Raw genomic sequence first — 19922 nt, 5'->3', positions numbered from 1 at the left:
GTCAGGCGCTCTCTCGCGCAGCGCCATTGAAGGTGCGGTCCACGGCGATCGACAGAGCGTTCGCTGCAACATGGGTACGGGTCTTCGTCGGGTCAGCAGTAGTGTCCAGTGCCTCGAGCACTTCGGGGTGGGCGGACAGGTCCATACGGATCCGTTCCACACCTCCCGCCCCGTCGCTGAACACGAACTCACGAGGCCCTCGCCGACCCGTCGCGGTCGGCCGCGAGAGCGACTCGAAGATGGCCTCGTAACCCTGACCCGGCTGGATGCCGGGGATGAACCGTAGTGCGTCCCGTTGCGCCGTCTCGTCGGTGAGCCGGCCGATGAACGCGGCCGACACGAGGTTCGCGAGGTCCAACCTCAGCAAGTCGGAGGGGTTCTGACTGGCCATGAGCACCCGAGTGTTGTGCTTGCGGCTGTCGCGGCCGGCGCGTTCGATGAACCGGCGGCCCGTCGTGAATGTGGATAGCGCCCAGGCCTCGTCGATGAAGATGCCCTTCCGCGCGTGCACGTCGCCGAGGTACATCGCTCGCTGGGCCAGCCAGGCGGCCATGTAGAGGACGCACATGCTCAGCCGTTCGTCGAGGTCCTCGCTTCCCTTCGCGTTCTCGTCAGGGAACGTCAGCCCGCGAAGGGAGTACACAGTCAGGAGCGACTCGTCGGTGTCGTAGTCGTTCCGGTAGCCGGGCGGGAAGAGCAACCGCCCGTGACTGGTCCGCGCGGCCTCAGCGAGGAAGTCATGCATGTAGCCGGCGTGCCGCTGCAGTTCGACGTCACCCTCAACTCGCCCCAGCGCGGAGACGACCTCGGAGAGGCTGGACGTCACACTGGCCGAGACGCTGCCGACCGCGCGCATCAAGGCAACCTCGGTCAGAACGTGATCCTGCATCTGCCTGGGGAGCACCGAGCGCAGGACGCTGCTCGCCAGCAGCCGTCGCGTGGCCTGAGCGTTGACCTGGGCCACGCGCCACTCAACCTCACCGAAGTAGTGCTCGCGGCGAGGTTCCGCGATGACCCGGTACGCGCAGAGTGCTCCGGGTGCGGCATCGAGCAGGTCGACGGCCTTGGAGACGGCAGCCAGCTGCGGGAGCCGACACAAAGCAGTGAGCCGACCCGACGGGTCGAGGACGGTCCACGAGACTCCCTGCATCACCGTGCGGTAGATGATGTTGCCGCCGGCGGTCGACTTGCCGCCGCCGAGTCCCGCACAGATGACAGCGAGCCCGGACTCCTCAGCTTGCTCGGTCGCCTTCCACGGCTCCCAGGTGACCACCCTCGACGACGTGCCGGACGTCTCACCCAGGTGGATGCCGACACGGTCGCCGACCTTCGCCGTGGCGGTCGGGACCGCTGCAGCCAATGTCGTCACCGGCATCCGGCGCTTGTACGCCGTCGTTCCCAGCTTCTCTCCCGGTATGAACTCCCTGGCCACCGCGTACTGGTCGGCGGGCCGGGAGATCGTCACCTGCGGAGCGAAGAGCTGACGCACCGCTGCTGCCCTGTCGAGTGCCTCTTCCTCCGAAACGCCCGACACCGCGATGCGGTACCAGCCGGCGGTCCGGGTGCTCAGGCCGGACAGACCGCTCGAGAGCTCGTCCTCCACAACCAGGGCCTTCGAGGCCTGCCGGTCGAGCGCCCCGGGCGCCGGCTCGGCGTGCTCGTGCTCGTAGTGCTCCTTCTGAGAGCGAATGCGCTGGATGTTGCGCCTCATCGCCATTCCCACGCGACCCGCATCCTCGATCATCACCCTCGCCGACCACTCGACCGGAAACGGCAGCTGGTCCGTGCGCTGGATCCAGGGCACACCGGGCGGAATGTCGAGGTCAGTCATCCGCCCCAACGACAGGACGCAAACGTGTCGCTGGATCTCGATGCCGTCCGCCTCGCCCTGGACAACGATCGTTCGTCCGTAAGGCACGGCGGTCCAGGTGACGTGGTCTGTGAACTCGGCCAGGTCGTCTCGCTCCCAGTCCGCGTCTTCGGCCGCCCCCAGCGTCAGCGGCGCGGGCAGACCGAGTGAGCAGGAACGGTGGAGCAGCCATTCCAGTTGCCGGGGTGACGCGGGTGTCCCCTCGAACCCCGGATGCCGGAGCAGGTCGTCCACCTCACGGATCGGCTTGGCCATCGCGGCGACCTCCCTGTCTGCCACTCGTCCGGCCAAACCGCTCAGCGCGTGCAAAACTCGCCGCGACGTCCCTAGGTCAACACCGAGGTAGACCTCCTTGTCCGCCATGCTGCGGCTGGCGAGCTGCAGCTGATCGCGGATGAGGTGCTCGGGCCAACCCGGCAACGGGGCCGGGGCGTTCGCGTCGTGTGCCTGCGCCCACCTCGAGACCGGGTAGGGGCGCGTTGTCACTCGAAGGTGCAGGTTCCGCTTGGTCAGCTGTGCAAGTGCGTCGGCGGTGTCGACGATGAGCCGCTCGCGAGCATTGTCCGGCCGGAACGACCAGCCTTGTGGCGCGAGCTGGTACCAGGCGGTGACCCGGTCCCCTGCCACTGTGCAGTGCCCGGTGATCCTCCGCAGCGATAGGCCTCGGCTGCTCATGGCGTGGCCCCATCGTTGAGCCCTTCGGTGGCGAAATGGCGTCCCCGAAGACGGATCCGGCCCGGGCGCGGGGGGACAGCGCGGACCCGGGCCGGACGCATGGTGGAGGTCTTCCCTCGCGTCTGGGCACGCGGTGCGTTGACCTCGTTGATCAGCCCGCACAGGACGGCACTGAGGGGCCGGTCATGGTCGACCACTCGCAGGATGACCTTCGTTACGCCCACGGTGACCATGAGCGTGTACGCCAGCGCGAAGAAGCCGATGCCGATGCCGAGTCGGCGCTCGAAGATCTGGAGCAGTACGAAGACCGCTGCCCCGACGGCATAGGCGACGTAGCGGGCACGGAACGGCAGGGTCTTCCCGGGTGGGCCGAGCCAGACCGCGTTGACGTTGTAGATCTCGTCGTCGACAGGAAGGCGCATGGCTCAGCCCGTGATAAGCGACGCAAGCCAGGTACCGACCTCGTCGGCGCGCCCGCTGCTCGCGACCCCCAGCACCGCAAGCGCAACGATCACACCCGCCACGACTCGCATTGCCTTGGCGTTGTCTCCGCGCTGGGCGAAGACGAAGAGCATGACGGCGATGAGGAGGAGGAGCAGCGGGATGATGTTGCCCTTGATCCACGACTGCAGGTTGGCGGTGTCCCCTGTGGCGCGCGCGAGCGCAACGAACTGGTTCATGGTGTCCCCTTGATTGAACGGCAGAGGCCGGAAGGTCCTCTGTCACCAGTCGGCCAAACGGGACGCCACTCGCTCAAGGAGAAGTCACATCTTTACAAACTCCTGAACCTCTTCAAGCGCTTAGGCGCCTCTCGCCCCAAGGACCCTGCGCTTGCTGAGGTACAGACTGGCTCCCCCGCTCCCCATCATCCGGGACCGGTGGGCTACGTCAAGGGCGCCTTCGGCGTCACTGCGTGATGGCCTGCGGCCACCCTTGACCCAACCCCCCAGTCCCTACAGATGCTCCGCTACAAGGAGCCAGTCCAACTGTGGGCAGGGCGGACATACTCGCCGGGGGTGCACGCCGGGTTCTGATGTAACCCGGAGAAGACCGTCGAACTACGACCTTTGCGCCCCGAAACCTGGCGAGGGCCTGAGGCCTTTGCGCCTTGCCACCCTCGCTACCTAGTCACCGCGGCCGAGCAACTCCTGCTCGATATCGTCCACTACCTCAACCCGCTGCCGACATTGGTCCCCGATGAACTGCGCGGCCCTCTCGAGGCGGTCACGCATGAACGTAGCTCGATGACCGTCGTTGGAGAGGTCAACCTCGTCGGCCGCCGGATCGATAGGAAGAAACTGATTGGGAAGAAGTGTCTGGTCATCGGAGATGAGCGCAAAGCCCAAGGTAAGCAGATGAGGCGAGACCTCTAGCCCACTGCGAACTTCACGAGGCACGAGACTTCGCGGAATAGGAAGCGACGCATCGAGGTCGTCACCCCTTTCACCGGACGACGCCGCTAAGGCACATAGCCAAGCCCGGTGAATTGCTCCAGCGGACTGCTTCGTTGCGTCACGAAAAACTGCCCAATCAAGGCCGATTCGTTCAGTGTCTTGGAATCCGTTTACTGCAAGCCGCTTAAAGTCGGAAACCGCAACAGTATTCGAGCCGACGGCGTACCTGGCGGTGAGACTCGACCGCCAAAACCAGCGCTTGAGCGTAAGTGCCTTATCATCACCAATTGGCTCGGACCAGAGATGCGCCGCGAGAACGACCATCAGACTGTTATAGGGCAGCCAATCCCGTGTCAGCACACCCAAGTGTTGCATAGCAAAGCGCACGGCCCCAGCCAAGCTAGCGGCAGCTCGATCCCAATAGTCGTGGATTGAAGCAGGCGTGAGCCTTAGCACACTAGAGGCTCGCACATCTTCCAGCACCCGCAATGCAATAACCTGCAACGGCGCCAGTCCGTCACTCCCATAGAATTTGCTAAGTTCCGGGAAGTCGTTGCGGGCCTGCTCCCAGGCCACTCTGAGGTTGAAAGTCGGCGTAAAGGACTTAGCCACCATCAGGTCGAAGGCGCCAAGTTGCTGTCCCGTCTTGTTCACCCGTTCGAAGATTCTTGCCACAGCCGCGGGGTGTGTTTCGCGCGAGATACGCAGAGCCGGCATGCGGTACCTATACAGCCCGGAAAGGTGACGCCTGTAGACAGAGGTCAACTCGTCTCGCAGATCAGCGTCGGCGTCCCCTGCGGAGTCCCGCCAATCGAAGAACCTCGAAGAGGACCTCAATGCGCTAACTGGCATTAGATGCGACGCGATTTGTGTACGAGGGTTCGCGTAATGGTCTAGCCAGACTGAGCGCTTGAACGTCCGAAGTGCATCATCAAGCGAGTCGATGTCATTCCATGCAAGATCATCGTCGAGACTGATGGCATGTACCGATTCACTTCGGTCGTACAGTGCCGCGTAGAGCGAAGTTAGACGCTGCTGGCCGTCAAGGACGATGGTGTCCGGGATCCCGGCCAACGGCGGGGCAAACTCAAACGGACGCGGATCGTAGAAGTCCCGTGTCTCGGCGTTTCCCTCAATGAGGAGAAGGCTTCCCATAGGCCAGCCGTTGAGGACAGTTGCAAGCAGCGCGCGGACGTCGCTGTCGCTCCAGTCAAAGTCACGCTGAAAGTTCGGGAGCGCTACACGTCCAGCATCGATGCCGTCGAGGAGATCGACCAGGTCCGGGTCATCAATGGTTGTCGTTCGCTGACTCATGTCACGCTCCTGCAATCGGCGGAGTTGAAGAGCTATTAAGTCGATCCACGCCACGCTGCAAGGCAGATACTACTGGTTCTGTCGAGTCGGACCTGAAGACAAGAAAGAGCGGGTCGTCATTCAGAGGATCATCTGCGATCGTCGCCGCCAACCATGAATTGCATTGAACTATGAGACCTTGAGTTACCGCACCGTGAGGGACCACTGTAAGAGTCGACCCCGCCACCCCACACCCGTTGTCGCGCCACTGGCGCTCGATCGTCGCGCCAAAGCCGGCCGCGGCCAAGTCTTCAGAGACGTGCAAGCGAACATCTCGGTTAGCTACCCTGCTCGCCTCCATAATCACAGCCCACAACCCACTTCGGAAGACGTTCTCGTTGCCAATCGCGGCCGTGATTTCGCCCTTGACTCCGAGGATCTCACTCCAAGCCACGCCGTGGGAAGTCCTTACGTAGCGAAGGCCAGCGCGATATATCTCGGAACTCAGGTCGGCAACCTGAAGAACATCGCGAACGTACAGCGGTTTGATGATCCACTCGGTAATGAGCAACGCGCCAGCGATGGACAGGGCTGCGGATGAGAGGGACATTAGGCCAAGACTGACATATTCGTTCGTGATGAAGTAGTCGGCAACTATCAAACCGATTCCTACAAGGACGGTGATAAGTCCCCAAGCCAGCAATGCGATTCCAAGGGCCTCGCTCGACTCGCGCCCACGCTTTTCCCCCACTATCCGATGCCACCCGTCCTGTGCGATCTGTCTAGTACAATTGGCATGCCATTCCGATCCTTAAACATCGGGCCCGATGCTGATCTTTCGTCCCCAGGTAGTCGCGGGTCCTTCGCATGGTAGTGCCCCGCCCCCGTCGCCACGGGGAGCTCGGCGGGCCGTTGGCGTCGAACCCCAGGGGGGCCTTGGAGAAGCGCCTTGAGCCGTGTGGGCACGGCCTTGAAACGCGGGCGGCGTGACCGCCTCTTCGTCGCAGACGGTGTCAGCCTCCGGGCTGGACTGCTGAATTGACCTCTAATGGATCAAGGCGTCGGCTCCGCCGACGCACTCGCGGCCTGCGGGCGGCGCTGGCGCGCCGTCCTCGGCCGCGTTACGGGGCCCGACGCCGCCTCAGCCGCGGAAGGGCGCGAGACTTCGTGGGCGACAGGTGGGCGCCAACGCGGCCCTCAATCCGTCTCACCACCTCTAGTGGCGTGTCCCGAAACAAGGGGATTACGTACAACAGATTCCATGACTGAAACCGCTCAAGCCGTCGTAGATGTTCGCCAAGCCGCGACTGGACGCCTTCCGGATCGCTGGGACGGCACACCGAGCCCACATACTCGACCGTCCCATCCATACCAATGGCCACATAGACCGCAACGGGGTAATCAGGGGGAAGCTCACCGTCTCCGATCTTGACGGGAGCGGGGAGCGACTCAGCCAGGTACTCGCCGGCGTACTGCGCGACGGCCGCGTAGTTGAGTTCGGGCACGTCTACTCCGAGGGCCCGGTGGCCGTACTCTGTTGCCGGATGCCGATCGCGACTCTGTAGTTCATCTCGTATTCCCTGATGTGCGCCCGCAAGACGTCAACGCGGGCGACAAGGTCAGCCGCTTGCTCTGGGGACACGCCTTCGACCTGGTACATAGGCTCATCGTGTCCGTCGTCTATCGTTCTGAGCTGCTCGTCAGCGGCGATCGTGGCGTTCAGGGCGCGTGTCAGTTCGGCTACGCCATCCATGAACTCCTCACGGGGGTTTCGCGCTGGGGGTACTGGCGGCCCTGACCGCGGGACGATCTCCGAACGAAGAATGCCGTCGGTCAAGGCCACGGCCGTCCCTACGCCGCTCATGTCCACGTGCCCGTTGTCATCCAAGACGTGGCCAGCCCGCTGGCCGTCCCTTCCGTCTTCGATGACTCGGACCAACTGCTGAATGCCGCGGACTGTCGTGAGCATCCCGCTGACTAGTTCGTCAGGGGAGCGCCTATCGGCCCCTGCCCCTAGGTCATTACGCGGCATCGACACCTGGCCATGCTTCGCGAGGTACCAGATGGCCCGCACTGCCAGCTCGGTCCCGGCGGCACTCCGGACACGACTCTCAGCCGCTTCTACTGCCTTGGCTGCCAGGTCCTTCAAGGACGTGGTGGTGGGCTGCCAAGTAACATCCCAAGCCTCCGACGGCACGCTTGCCTCAAGCGCTCTGCTTTCCCGCTCGACCGCGGTCTCCGTGATCAGGCCTCTCCTTGCTCGCATGGCCAGGGCCACGGCCAAAGGGACCCTGTCCTTTCGGTTGCTCACCTGCTGGCGCCCCTGGTCACGCTCCAGCACAGTTGCGATTGGGCGCCGAATCACGACCGACTCGGGGCGCTTCTTGGTCGTGAAGGTCCAGAGGAGCTCGGCCCAGCGATCGTCCTCGTAAATGGGATCTCCGTCGATAACTGACGTTCCAGCGGGCACCCGGCCCGCGAGCCATGCGTACCGCTCGTCGGTAAGGAGTGACTCGTCGTGGAGCGCAATCAAGCACGACTCCCCAAGGTGCACGTCTTTAGCTGCAGGATCCCACTGTTGCTTGTGGTTGAGGTGGTCCTGTGCGACCTTCGCGGCGACCGCTTCGCCCAAGGTGGTGTCTGAACCAGAGTCGGGTTCAACCCCCACGACAAGATCCACTGGCATCGTGGCGACACGCACGCGACTAGCCTCCTCCGGAGTGATCCTGGAGGCGGATGACTGGGCCGTCGCGTTGAGCCGTCTGATCAGCTGAGCCTGTTCACGGTCGTCGACGTAGCCGACCAGCAAGTCCCTAGCCGACACACCCAGGATTTCTTGAGCGTGGCTCACGCGGGTGCTGCCCTCGCGGATCAGCACGGCCCCCGTTAGACCGGCCCCAGAAGCATCCTCAATTCGAGCAGGCACCGCCAGGGGAGGCTCCATTACCCCTTGCTCTGCGATCGGGGGCCTCGGAACATTGTTCTTCACCGTTGCCTGCATAGCGGCTTTGAGCTGCCAGGACATTTGTTCGAGGCTTGCCACGACGATGCTGAAGTCTTTGGCACGAGAGATGGGCGGTTCGATTGGCGCAAAGAGAGCCCGTTGATCCGCTCCCGGAGCGATAGCAGCGGGGAACGGGATCTGATTCAAGATTCGAGGGTTGGTCGCGTCCGCAATGACGCGGCTTGTGTACATCTCGACCCGAATCACTAGCAGCTCTGCGCCCGGCACCCGGTACGTTGTGGGGCTCTCCAATAGAGTCTTGGCCAGGTCAGGACGCACCACAGCGCGGGCTACAGCTGACGCGCTTTCGCGTGTAAGGCCCAGGCGCTCTAGCTGAGTTCTGAGCGCGTTCCTGGAGCGCCCGTCGGGTAGCTCCGGCACCAACCGAAGTGGCCGGGGAGTGTCGAAGGCCGGCTCCACGCTCGTCGAGTCGGATCGCTGAGGTTCGGGTGCCACCAGCAGTCACTTTCTATCGGGGAGTTGAGCGGCTGCCTCAGCGAGGCGGACGATTTCAGCGCGATTCTGAGGATTGATACGCTTCGACTTGTAGGCATTCTCCCGAAGCTGGAAGGCTGCACCGTACCTGAGATCTGGGTCCAGCGATTTCAAGCAATAGGAACTATCGTCATCGCCACCACCAACATCGATAGTCAATCCTAGGTCGCGGAGCTCGCGGGTCCGCCTTTCCGTGTGGATCTTGTCACCGCTCAGGAGCCGGATGCGCCAACCCGGGATCGGCGACCCGACGTGCGATGCGAGAAGGGCGTAGATGTCGGGGTGCGGGGTCGTGTAGCGGCGAATAACAAACAGGGAAGAGTCGACGCGACCCTCGAACATGGATCGCATCGTGGCCACAACCTGGGCTTTCACGTCGGCCAGACGGTAGGCATCCCGTGGTACGACCTCTAGCGCCATACTCTGGAAGCTCACAGCCAAGGCTCTCTTCGCCCGGTTGTACTCGCGAGCCATATCCTCGTCGAACGCCGACCCCTCGTTCAGAGCGGCTGTCAAGCGTGCCGCCGCAGATCGAGCCGTCGCCAAGCTTCTCTCAACCATCTAGTCCCCTTGTCGTGGCGTCTGATGCCGGATGGATGTCCCGCAGCATCCAAGGGACACGACGATAACCAGTCAACGGAGCCATGCGGCCGCTTCGGCAGAAGTCGAGCACTGCGGTACGGATCGCATCCTCGCTCAACTGACGCGGCTACGGCTTGATCTCAGGTACTCGTGCCGCGCGTGGCCTGCCTGACCGGTGAAGGCCTTGAAGTCGGAGATTCGGTACGCGGGCCCAGACTGTGTCTTTCTGACTTCGATCACGAAGTCCTCTGCAAGGTGAGCCATGCGCTTTTCGAAGCCCTCGCGGTCGAGCCGCTCGCCAGCAAGCGCGAGAATCCTCTCCGAGGTGAGGAAACGCTTCGAGTTTGAAAGAACCCTGTAGATGCCGTCGTGCAGGTCCTGGCGAGGTGCCACTGAAAGACCTTCGCCCTTGTGCTGCAGCGCAGAGATGATGGCTTGACCAACGGCGCGAGCGACCGGCGGGGGGAACGCGTTTCCGATCTGCCGGTACCGTGCGGTCTTTCCGCCAGCGAGGTTGGCCAGCCACTCCTGATGTCTTGGGTCGTTCTCCTCCCAGCCCTGGAGGCGGGCAACCATTTCGACAGTGAGGCGCGGGGCCTTCACCGCGGGGGGAAGGGCATCTGCCCCGGGCGGGGCATCGGCCAAGCCCAGTCCATCGACGCTCAGCTCACGCCAGGCCGCCTTTGCGCGGGTGGGGCCAAGGTCGGCGCCGCCGTGCTTCTTGCTTCCACCGACGATGGTGGGGGCGATCCGATTCGCCAGTCGCCCCCACTCCTCAGCATGTCGCCACCCTCCAGCACTCATCTGTTCCTTGAGGGCTGACCCCACTGTTTCAGCCGTTGGCTGGGGTGCCGGCCACGAGAAGAAGGGCCAGTCCTCCGGACGCAGGGCGACCAAGACGAACCGCGGGCGCAGCTGCGGCACATCGAAATCAGATGCCTGCAGAAGGCGCCAGTCAGCGACGTATCCCAGCTGCTCGAGACGATCTAGCACGTGCTGCCTGTACGCCGCGAACCGCGGAGCCGACAGGCCCCGGACGTTCTCAAGCAAGAGGGCTCGCGGATGTACAACACCTGCAAGCTCGACCGCCCAAGCGAAGAGATCACGCTCGTCATTGGCACCGCGCTGGCGGCCAGCGATTGAGAAGGGAGGACAGGGGACACCGCCAGCGACCAGATCAATCTGGTCGGCGTACTCGGCGGGGTCCCACACTGAACGGTCGGCGACGTCACCTTCGCGGACAACCTCGTCACCAAGATTCGCGCGAAGTGTCTTGGCTGCCCACGAATCCAGCTCGACGGCCAGCGCGTGGCTGAAGCCGGCCTGCTCCAGCCCTAGCGCCTGTCCACCTGCGCCAGCACATATCTCCAGCGCCTTCAGATGCCTCACGATGATCCCATCCCTGTTCCTCACGACCCGCATCTGGCCGCATGCCTGCCGCAGCGCCATCGGCCACCATCTTTGCCTATCCAGTTGCAGCATCGGGGCAGGCTCTGACACCGTGACGAGAGTGTCGAGCTCCCAACCGCGTGACCAGCGAAAACACGGTCAGTCGACGCACGTCACGACACCCGGCCGGTCTCGAAACATGGCCGCGATACGCCGTACCGATACCCAGCCAGAGCTTGCCCTTCGGTCGGCGCTGCACCGGGCCGGCCTGCGGTTTCGCAAGGACCTGCGACTCGAATGCGGTGGGATGCATCCCCGTCCCGACATCGTGTTCACGCGTGCGAAGGTCGCAGTGTTCGTGGACGGCTGCTTCTGGCACTCATGTCCCGAGCATTCGAACCCTCCGACCAGCAATCCCGACTACTGGGGGCCAAAGCTCGCTAGGAACGCCCAGCGCGACCAACAGCACGACGCGGCCCTTGTGGAGGCGGGCTGGACGGTCATCCGAATCTGGGAGCATGAGGACGTTGCAGCCGCCGCGCACCGGATTGCCCTGGCCGTTCGCCGTATGGAGTAGCTTCACGTGGCCCCATGCCGCTGGGGCTAGCGGGCTCAAAGGCTTCTGCGGAGGCCGGCCACGCACTCCGTCAACCGGAAAAGGGTGAGCAGAACCTGAAGCCAATGGCTTCGCCGTCGACCTGCCGGAGAGGGACCACCTATGAGTGGCGGACTTCCGCCCCTCAGCCAAGTGGCGATGCGTGGCTAAGGAGACCAGTGAGCGATTGCCGTCTCAACGAGCAAGTCGGCTCGTGCCGCGATTTCCGTTTGGGTCCATTTGCGCTTTCTCAGCCAGCTTGCGTTAAGAGCGAGGGGAGCGGCTTTGCCTGTCTTCGTCGGGTGCCTCTTCTTATCCGCAAACGTACCGTTTCCGACGGTAGAATTATGCGAGGGGGTGACGACTGCTAGGTTTCCAAGTGAATGCAGAAGATGACCCATTTGTGCTTCATCTGCGTTCCAGGCCGCGAGGTCATGCGCCCACGTTCCATGTTTCTGAGGGAAGATATGTTCGATTGTATAGTCTCCCCGACCCGATCCAGCGCGGAAGAACATCGCTCCCGACCCACTCAGTTCGGACTCGATTCCGCGCAAGAGGGCCACGACGGCCCTTGAGCTGAGATCTAGATAAAGGGGCTTGCTGGCCGCGACGGAACGAATTTCGTCATCGGTCGGCCACGCCGAGTTCATCAATTCGGTGAGGAGATCGTTGGGGTCCACCGATCGGTTTAGTTTACCCATTACCTCCATTACCCGACTACGAAGGGGGGAGAGCGCTCTCCCTGCGAGGAGCTGGCGAGCAAGGTAGGCCTCGGCGAAGAAGAGTGCAGACTCGAGCTCGTCTTCCGAAACATTGCCCAAAGCAAACTCGGATGCGAAGTGAAGCGCGATTGGGTTGGCGGGATTCGTCGATAGGTCCTGGATCGACGTTAGCAACCGGAGAGTGGTTTCCGGGAATGCCACAGTGACACCTGCGTGGCGGTAGCGGTCAGCCTGACGCACGACGATAGGCCAGGTAGCCATTGCTGGGAGCAGGTCATCCTTGAGCAGGCTGATGAGGGCCTTACCTTTGAGACCTCGAGTCATAACGCTGAAGTGCGCAGCGCCCCGGTTGGCGTTAATAGTCTTTTGCCGCGCCTTTTCTCCACGAGCAATAAGGTAGTCGTACAAGAACATCTTCTCAGCGGCCATCCGCTTCATGCGCACACGGCGGACGGCGTCCTCCGTCACCTTCCATTCAGACTCGTATAGCGCCCTGGCTTTCTCCTCCGGCAGTCTCACGAACAGCGAATTGCGGACGTGGTCAAGCGGCTCTAGAGGTGTACGCATCCCATTGAGGGTGTCGAAAATCGTGGCCTGTGATTCGTCAGTATTCGGATCATGGATCAGGCTAAAGACCGACATTTCGTTCCGGGTTGTCTTTGCAAGGACGTCACAATCAACCTTTGGCCCCCGGGGAACACCGACAGCCCGCTTTGACGAGAGGAACTTGTTCCACTGCTCCTCAAATACCCCTGCATCCTTGGCGGGCCTCAACTGGATTGCCTTCATTGGCTCCTCTTCCAGGAGGGCGTCGTTGCCCAGGAAGAGGAGCCAGCGGAAGTAGGCGTAGGCCTGCAGCGGACGGGTCTCTAGCAGGCGCGCGTAGCGAGCTTGTCGCCACTTACCCTCGAGTGCCACCTTGAAAGGGAGCTTGTCGATCTCTTGCACGTCGACGTGGGCGAACTTTCCTACGTCCATGGTGATCGGATCCTGGATGTCCGCGGCGTGGTGCGCGATCGCGGCGAGCCAGAGTATCGAGGTAGTGAGTCGTTGCTGGCCGTCGATGACGGTGTACGTGCGAATGGAGTCATCGCCGGGGAAGACGACTCCACCGTCTTCGCTGAGTAGGAGGATGCCCAGCCAGTGCGGGGGCTCGCCGGCCGGCTTCGACGTCAGCTGGAAGACATCGTGAGCGAGACCTTGCCACCGCTCTTTGTCCCACTGGTAGGCGCGCTGATAAGGGGGGATCCGGTAGGCGGAGCTGGCGTTCAGGACGTTCGCGATCTTGGCCGGATTCCCCAACATGGCCACAGCTTCGCAGAAAAGTGAGGCGGATATGGCCCGGCGGCGAAGTCCCCGTGGCTGACTGCGAGGGTGGGCCGACGATCTGGAGCTTCGTTCTCACCTCGGCCTCTCTCTGCCCCAACTATGGTGCGGATATGACACCCGGGAAGGATGGTCACGACGGCACGACAAGCAGACTCCCCAATTGGTCGATGGACGAGCGAGTGCTGGCGCTCGACCTCTACCTCCGAACGCGGGAGAGGGGCTACAGCGTGACGACCGCAGAGGTGGAGACTCTCAGTGAGGAGATGCGCAGTCTGAGAATCTGGCCCAGCGAGGTCCGCCAGAACCCCAAGTTCCGCAATGCCGACGGCGTCGGCCTCAAGCTCGCCAACTTCGCGGGCATCGACCCGGCCCACGCCGGCAAGGGGATGCCCAACTGGTCAAAGGGCGATGAAGAGACCTGGGCCAAGTGGGCCCACCGCCCGAATGAGCTTCACGAATTGGCCCTCCGCATCTTGGAGGTAGGCACGTCGGAAGACCTCGTCGAGGACCCCGACCCGGAGGATGACTTCGGAGCGGACGAGGGGGACGCTCTCTACCGAAAGCACAGGCGGCTCGAGCGGAGTCGAGCTTTAGTCAAGAAGAAGAAGAAGCAGGTTCTAGCCGCCACAGGTGCCCTGGCCTGTGAAGTCTGTGGCTTCGACTCGAAGGTGGCTTATGGGATCGAGTGGGTCATCGACGTGCACCACACGGTGCCGCTGCACGTGCTGGGCAAGAGCAACACAAGGCTCTCGGATCTCGCGCTCGTGTGTCCGACCTGCCATCGCAGCATCCATGCCCACAAGCCGTTCATCACCCCGGCAGAACTTCGCCTTAAGGTACAAACAACCAGCGACTGAAGTCGTCGGGCCAGGGTCAGGGGCCAGCTCAGGCCGCGGACCGTTTGGTCTGCCCGCAGGCGCGGTTCCTGCTCAGCCCAGGATGCGTACCCCAGAACGTACTGCAGTGGGGTATCAAACTCGCGAAGCCAGGCGTTCAACAGCGCTCTGACCTATGGATGTGCAGCCATTCGCGGGCTTCAAATGTGGAGTTTGCAAGCAGGGGGTTAGGGGTTCGAGTCCCCTTGGCTCCACCGCAGGTCAAGCTTGGCGATCTCCGCGCTCGGGTTGAGAGGACTTCAACGCTCAGGGTCCGAGGGGCCCCCGCGGTGGACATCCTGAGTTGGCGTCCCCGCTGCCCCAGGCCTTGGACCGGCGGACGCCATCCCCTCCGGACCGGATTCGCTCGAGTCGTTCTCGTGCCCAGCACGGCGCGAGATCCGACGTCCTGTCCTTCCACGTGTTCGGCCACGGCCGCCACCTCTGAGTCAGTACCAGTGCGGCGAGCGGCTGAGCCACTTCTCCATCGCGGCGCAGGGTGAGCCGTAGACGTCCTCGATGTAGCCCAGCCCCCAGTCGATCTGCGTGGCCGGGTTGGTGAGCCAGTCGCTGCCGGCGCTCGCCATCTTCCATCCGGGCAGGGCCTGCGGGATGCCGTAGGCGCCCGATGAGGGGTTCGTGGCCGACCAGCTCCACCCGGACTCGGCGTGCCACAGGCTGACGAGGCAGACGAACTCGGCCTCGGCCCACGCGAAGGACTCCATCTTCGAGCGGGCGATGGCCTGCGCGGCTCGCGGTCCGCTGCCGAGCGAGCCCGCCGCCTGCACCCCGACGAGGCCGGCGTCTCCCAGGCGGGCCGCGGCCTCCCGGAGGCCCACGAGGTCGGCCTCCACCTGCTCGAGCCGGGCCAGCCGCGCGGTGAGCTGCGCCTGGCGCTGTGCCAGCGTCGCGGCCTCGGCTCCCGCCCGCGCCGCCGACCTCTCCACCGCACTGCGCTTCGCGACCGCCTCCTCGAGGGCGAGGGCCCGGTTCCTGCGTGCCGCGGTGAGGCGGCGCTCGGAGGCCGTGGCGGCCGCGGCGGTGGAGGTGGCGGTGTCCAGCCGGGACTGGACCCGCAGCGCCTCGTGGTCCAGGACGACGGAGAGGTCGGCCATGACGTTCGGCGGGGAGAGCAGGAGCGTTCCGAGGTTCTGCAGCTCGCCGCCCTGCATGTACAGCAGCGCGGCGGTGCCGGAGAGGGCACGGTCGGCGTGGTCGCGCGCGAGGCGGGCGCGGGCGAGTGCCTCGGTCGCCTGCGAGAGGGCCTCCTCGCCGGCGGCGAGCCGGGTGCGGGCGAGCTCGTCGGCCGCGACGGCGTCGGCCACCTGGCGCTGGAGCGCTCGCAGCCGGGCCTCGGCCCGGTCGACCTCGGCGGTGATGACGGCGACCTCCCTGGCGGCCGCCACGGCCGCCTCCTTGGCGTCGGCGACGTCGGCATCGGAGGGAAGGGTCCATCCCGGTGTGGGCTCCGGGTCGGCTGCACGCGAGGCGGAGCACAGGGACACGGGCACCGCCAGCGCGACCACGGCCGCGACGGCACCCCTGCGGAGCCGCTGGAGCCGGCCCATCACGGCATCATCCGCCGATCCCCTCACGATGTCATCACGCTGTCCGTCCCGCGGGGTCGGCGGAGCGGCACCGAGGAGGTCGACGGCGAAAGCCTCTGGCGCGAGCGGCGGCAGGGGTCCTACCGTCGAAGAGGACATCGTCCGAGGAGCCCGCGCGCGGGTCGTGAACACGGCATTCGCGCGCGGGACCAGGCGCGAGGGGGTGGGGTCGCCATGGCCGCCACGTCGCCGCGCCGCGTCCCGACCTCCCGGTGGCCTCGCGCCCTCGGTGGGCTCGTCGTCGCCGGCGTGGTCGGCCTCCTGGCCCTGGCCCCCGTCTCGGCCGTCGTGGCCTCGAACCTGCCGCAGCCGATCGTGGCGGCGCCCTCGGACCCGCGCGTGGGCGACGTCCGGCCGACCTCTCGCATCCGCGCCGTCCCGGTCGGCCTGCCGGAGGCGGCGGTCGTCCGCACGCTGGAGGACGTGCGTCCCATCGCGACCGCGGCGCTCGGAGCCGAGGCCGCCGACGAGATCCTCGCCGTCGTGGCCGACCCCGACGTGTCCGTGGCAGGCGCGGGACCCGACCCGTCCGTGTGGTCCTACCCGTACCGCTTCCCCCGTGCCGACGCCGTGGTCGAGCGCGCCGACCCGGAGGCACTGGCAGCCCACGGCGGGGAGCTGGGGGCGGCCCTCATGGTGGTGGCCGCCGACCCGGCCGCACCGTACGCAGTCCCCGAGGATGCCGCACGGCTCGCCTTCGCCGTCCTCGACGCCGCGCGCGGTGACGGGGCGTGCGACCCCCAGCTCGATCTGCTGACCCTCGTCGCGTCCGGCCCGGAGATCGGCCCCGAGATCGTCGACTCCGAGACCCGGCGCACCCAGCTGGCCTGCCCGGGCGACCCCACCCCGGGATGGCTGGCGGTGCAGCGGGCCCTCAACGAGATGTCCGGGGAGGACGACCTCACCCGACTCGTCGAGTTCGACGTCGACCGCCTCGCGACCGCCCGTCGATGGGCCGAGGACCTGGTGGCCCGGTTCCCCGACGACCCCGGAGCCGTGGCGGCCCTGGGGGACGTGCACCTCACGCGGGGTCGCTACCTGGCGGTGCCGCAGCCCTTCTCCTCGCGGCACGCCTACGACGACGCCCGCGGGCTGTTCGCGCGGATCCGGGCGACGGGCGACAGGCTGGCCGGCGGCCTCGGCCTCGCCCGGGCCGAGCTGGGCCTGGGGAGGGCAGCCGAGGCGGCGCGCCTGGCGCTGGAGGTGGCCCAGGGGCAGTCCCGGCCGGGGCGGGCCCTGCAGGTGGCCGTGCGGGCCGAGGAGCGGGACCGTCGGTTCGCCCGCGCGGCCGCCACGGCCTCGCGGCTGGCCGACCTGGGCCCGGCGGCCCTGCCCGTCGACGGATCCTTCATCCCCATCGCACACCCACTGACCTGGGGCGCCGACCGGATGCGGCCGGTGGCGTTCTACATCCTCGCCGCCGGGATGGGCGGAGGCGGGCTGGTCGGTGACGAGGGCTTCGTGCCGCGGTACCGCCCCACCGCCGGCATCACCGACGAGGCGGAGTTCTGTCCGCAGTGGTCCGCCCGCCGGGCCGCCTGGCTGGCCGGGGACGAGAACGTCGCGGCAGAGGGGTGGCCCGACGACTTCGACGCCATTGCCCCGAGCGACTTCGGCGGGACGTGCCCGGACCCCGAACCCCTGAAGCGGCTGATCGACAACCCGGACCCCGCGGCGCAGGCTCTCGGTCTGTAGGAGCCGGACGGGCCCGTCGACGATGCGGATGATCCCTTCGCCCGCCTCGACTCGATCTTCGACGACCGGCAGAACCTCTTCCGGTGGGCCGGAGACCTCGCCGCCGCCCGCCGCGACGTGATGACGTGGGCCCGGTCGATGGGCGAGGACACCGCCCTGGCCCACCAGAGGATGGCCGAGATCGACTACCTCCTCGGGGACTTCGACTCCGCTGCAGCCGAGTTCGTCGTGGCGACCACCCGGTGGCGCGCGCTTCGGTGGAACAACGACCTCGCGGTCGCGCAGTCGCAGCTCGGCCAGGGTGGCGCCCTCCTGCGGTCCGGTCGCCACGACGAGGCCGTGGCGCTCCTGAGGCCACTCGTGCTCACGGGAGCCCAGGGATACGGCTACCAGGACGCCCAGGGGTCCGGTGACGCCGAGCCCTTCGCGAAGATCTCCTACTACGCCGCGACGCAGCTCGCCGACCACGAGCTCGCCACGGGTCAGGACCAGGCCGCCGGCGACGACCTCGCCACGGCGCTCACGTGGGCGGACACGCTCGACGGAGTCGTGCATGTCGACGCCGCCCGGAACAGCGCGGCGGTGGCGGCCCTCGGCACGGGCGACCTCACGAGGGCTCTTGTCATGAGCACCGCTGCGGTACAGGGCGATCCGCGCAGCCCCGTCTACCTCCTCACGGCCGCCGAGGTCAGCCAGCGGCGAGGGGACACCACACGAGCCATCGCCCAGTACCGCAGTGCCCTCGAGTCCGACCCGAGCGTCTACCCGGCGGCGAACAACCTCGCGGTGCTCCTCGCGCGACGCGGGGACGCGGAGGAGGCGAGCCGCGTCCTGCGGGCCGCCGTCGCCGCCGGACCCGGATACGCCCTCGGCTGGCACAACCTGGGGGTCGTCGAGGGGCGTCGCGGGCCTCTCCACGTCCCGGCCTCCCAGGGCGCTCTCGCCCGCGCCATCGACCTCGACCCCTCCTACGCCGACCGCGCGCTCGAGCTGGGACTCGACGACGCGACCTACCGCACCTCACTCGACGTCTCGAAGCCGCTCCCGCAGGGGTGGTCGTTCGCCGGGTCGCAGCGCACCGCACCGACCGTCACGGCCGGACTGCTCGCCGCGGCGCTCGCCGGCGTCGGGCTCGTGTCGCTCCGGGACACCTCGCCCTCACCGGCGGCCCGGGAGTGGCTCGAGGGTGTCGCCGGGCGTCTTCGGGCCGGGCGCCGGAGCCGCCGGCTGCGCCGGCCGTGGTGGGCGCTCGGCGCCACCGTGGTCGCCTTCGTCCTCGCGTTCCGGGAGCAGGCGGTGTGGCCGTGGACCGGGCTGGCCTACATCGTCGGGATCGCGGCGCTCGTCGGTGCAGCCATGCTCGTCCGGACGGCCGTGGCCCGGCGGTCCGGGCGCGGTGTCGTCCACGGGACCTGGGCCCCCGGGGCGGTCGTCGGCCTCGTCTCGGGTGCGTTCGGGGCGCCCTTCGCTCCGCTGCCCGTCGTGCGCGCCCCGTCGGCGAACCTGCGGGTCGCCCTCGCCGCGCCGCTCACGCTGGCCCTGCTGTCTCTGGTCCTCCTCGCGCAGGCGGCCCTGCTGAGGACGCCGCTCGCCACGTCGTTCTGCGTCGCGACCTTCATCATGGCCGGCTCGCTCCTCCTCCCGGTCCCGCCGCTCGACGGCTCCCGCGCGGGTCGAGCGGGAGTCGTCGGCGTCATCGGGCTCCTCGGGGCCGTCCTGCTGCTCGGCCTGGGGCTCGTCTGACGAGCGGAACCAGCCGGGGCCTCAGGCGACCTCGACCTCGATGTCGACCGGGACGCCGGTCGTCATGACGTCGAAGACGGCCGAGCGCGACCGCGACTGCTCGACGATGCCGCGCAGCACGTCCTCCGGGGCGTCGCCCTCGACGACGAACCGGACGCCCACGCCCGAGTACCCGTTCCGGACCGGCTGGAGCCCGAGGATCCCGTTGAGGTCGATGTCGCCGGTGACGGTGGACCGGACCGACGTCAGGGTCACCCCGCGCGCGGAGGCGATGTTGGCGATGCCCGCCGTGAGGCAGGCGGCCAGGGCGTGGAGCAGCATCTCGACCGGGGTCGGCCCCCGGTCCTGACCGACGAGGACCGCCGGGTGGTCGGCGTCGAAGACGAACTCCCTCTCGTGCACCCGCTCCTCACCGACCCCGAAGAAGTCGGAGATCGTCGAGCGGCTGTGGGTGCCCGACTGCCAGGTGTTGTGCGCCCGGAACTGGAACCGGGCGGCGGCCGGCGCCGCCTTGACGGCGTCGAGGGTGGCGAAGAGCGTGGCGGTGTCGACGCCGTTGCGGTGGGTGTCGGGGCCGTGAGTGGTGCTGCGGTGGGTGGTGTCCGTGGACATGGTGGTGGTTCCTCTCGGTGGGTGGTGGGTGACTCGGTGTTG

The 19922-nt window shown here is 66.2% G+C and carries 15 protein-coding genes; 4 read left to right on the top strand and 11 right to left on the bottom strand.

Annotation, left to right across the window (positions count from 1 at the left end; all coding sequences use genetic code 11):
* Position 1 precedes the first annotated feature (1 nt).
* The 8 genes from ACK8HX_RS05060 to ACK8HX_RS05025 form a co-directional block, all read right to left on the bottom strand.
* On the bottom strand, positions 2–2545 hold the full coding sequence (locus ACK8HX_RS05060; protein ID WP_411939576.1) for an ATP-binding protein: 2544 nt from the start codon (positions 2543–2545) through the stop codon (positions 2–4).
* Positions 2542–2967: a hypothetical protein gene (locus tag ACK8HX_RS05055; RefSeq protein WP_411939575.1), complete on the bottom strand. Its 426-nt coding sequence runs from the start codon at positions 2965–2967 to the stop codon at positions 2542–2544. Before ACK8HX_RS05055 ends, ACK8HX_RS05060 begins: the two co-directional genes overlap by 4 nt.
* A 3-nt stretch (positions 2968–2970) precedes the next feature.
* Positions 2971–3225 (bottom strand): hypothetical protein, encoded by a 255-nt coding sequence (locus ACK8HX_RS05050; protein WP_411939574.1) that lies wholly within the window; start codon positions 3223–3225, stop codon positions 2971–2973.
* 444 nt (positions 3226–3669) lie between these two features.
* Positions 3670–5253: a GmrSD restriction endonuclease domain-containing protein gene (locus tag ACK8HX_RS05045; protein WP_411939573.1), complete on the bottom strand. Its 1584-nt coding sequence runs from the start codon at positions 5251–5253 to the stop codon at positions 3670–3672.
* Position 5254: 1 nt separating this feature from the next.
* Positions 5255–5983, bottom strand: coding sequence for a hypothetical protein (locus ACK8HX_RS05040; protein WP_411939572.1), 729 nt, complete (start codon positions 5981–5983; stop codon positions 5255–5257).
* A 756-nt stretch (positions 5984–6739) separates the two neighbouring features.
* Positions 6740–8257: a hypothetical protein gene (locus ACK8HX_RS05035; protein ID WP_411939571.1), complete on the bottom strand. Its 1518-nt coding sequence runs from the start codon at positions 8255–8257 to the stop codon at positions 6740–6742.
* Positions 8258–8698: 441 nt separating this feature from the next.
* The gene (locus tag ACK8HX_RS05030; protein WP_411939570.1) at positions 8699–9292 is read right to left on the bottom strand and encodes a hypothetical protein; all 594 of its coding nucleotides are present in this window, start codon (positions 9290–9292) and stop codon (positions 8699–8701) included.
* 135 nt (positions 9293–9427) lie between these two features.
* Positions 9428–10762: a DNA cytosine methyltransferase gene (locus tag ACK8HX_RS05025; RefSeq protein ID WP_411939569.1), complete on the bottom strand. Its 1335-nt coding sequence runs from the start codon at positions 10760–10762 to the stop codon at positions 9428–9430.
* On the opposite strand from ACK8HX_RS05025, the gene ACK8HX_RS05020 reads away from it, so the two are divergent.
* Positions 10704–11279, top strand: coding sequence for a very short patch repair endonuclease (locus ACK8HX_RS05020; protein ID WP_411939568.1), 576 nt, complete (start codon positions 10704–10706; stop codon positions 11277–11279). The genes ACK8HX_RS05025 and ACK8HX_RS05020 overlap by 59 nt on opposite strands.
* Before the next feature lie 185 nt (positions 11280–11464).
* Here ACK8HX_RS05020 and ACK8HX_RS05015 read toward each other — a convergent pair whose 3' ends face one another.
* Complete coding sequence (locus ACK8HX_RS05015; RefSeq protein WP_411939567.1) at positions 11465–13324, bottom strand: DUF262 domain-containing protein; 1860 nt, start codon at positions 13322–13324, stop codon at positions 11465–11467.
* Between the two features lie 191 nt (positions 13325–13515).
* On the opposite strand from ACK8HX_RS05015, the gene ACK8HX_RS05010 reads away from it, so the two are divergent.
* Entirely contained in the window at positions 13516–14205 is a 690-nt protein-coding gene (locus tag ACK8HX_RS05010) for an HNH endonuclease (RefSeq protein WP_411939566.1), read from the top strand.
* A 467-nt stretch (positions 14206–14672) separates the two neighbouring features.
* Here the strand turns inward: ACK8HX_RS05010 and ACK8HX_RS05005 are convergent, their stop codons facing one another.
* Positions 14673–15791, bottom strand: coding sequence for a coiled-coil domain-containing protein (locus tag ACK8HX_RS05005; RefSeq protein WP_411939565.1), 1119 nt, complete (start codon positions 15789–15791; stop codon positions 14673–14675).
* A gap of 213 nt (positions 15792–16004) precedes the next feature.
* Between ACK8HX_RS05005 and ACK8HX_RS05000 the strand changes: the two genes are divergently transcribed.
* Both ACK8HX_RS05000 and ACK8HX_RS04995 read left to right on the top strand, forming a co-directional pair.
* Entirely contained in the window at positions 16005–17525 is a 1521-nt protein-coding gene (locus ACK8HX_RS05000) for a hypothetical protein (protein ID WP_411939564.1), read from the top strand.
* 138 nt (positions 17526–17663) lie between these two features.
* The gene (locus tag ACK8HX_RS04995) at positions 17664–19268 is read left to right on the top strand and encodes a tetratricopeptide repeat protein (protein ID WP_411939563.1); all 1605 of its coding nucleotides are present in this window, start codon (positions 17664–17666) and stop codon (positions 19266–19268) included.
* Positions 19269–19289: 21 nt separating this feature from the next.
* Here ACK8HX_RS04995 and ACK8HX_RS04990 read toward each other — a convergent pair whose 3' ends face one another.
* Entirely contained in the window at positions 19290–19880 is a 591-nt protein-coding gene (locus ACK8HX_RS04990; protein ID WP_411939562.1) for an OsmC family protein, read from the bottom strand.
* Positions 19881–19922: the final 42 nt, after the last annotated feature.

Source organism: Oryzobacter faecalis (assembly GCF_046764005.1).
GTDB lineage: Bacteria > Actinomycetota > Actinomycetes > Actinomycetales > Dermatophilaceae > Oryzobacter > Oryzobacter faecalis.
The sequence above is the reverse complement of the archived record's forward strand: the minus strand, read 5'-3'. Positions and strand labels throughout refer to the sequence as shown.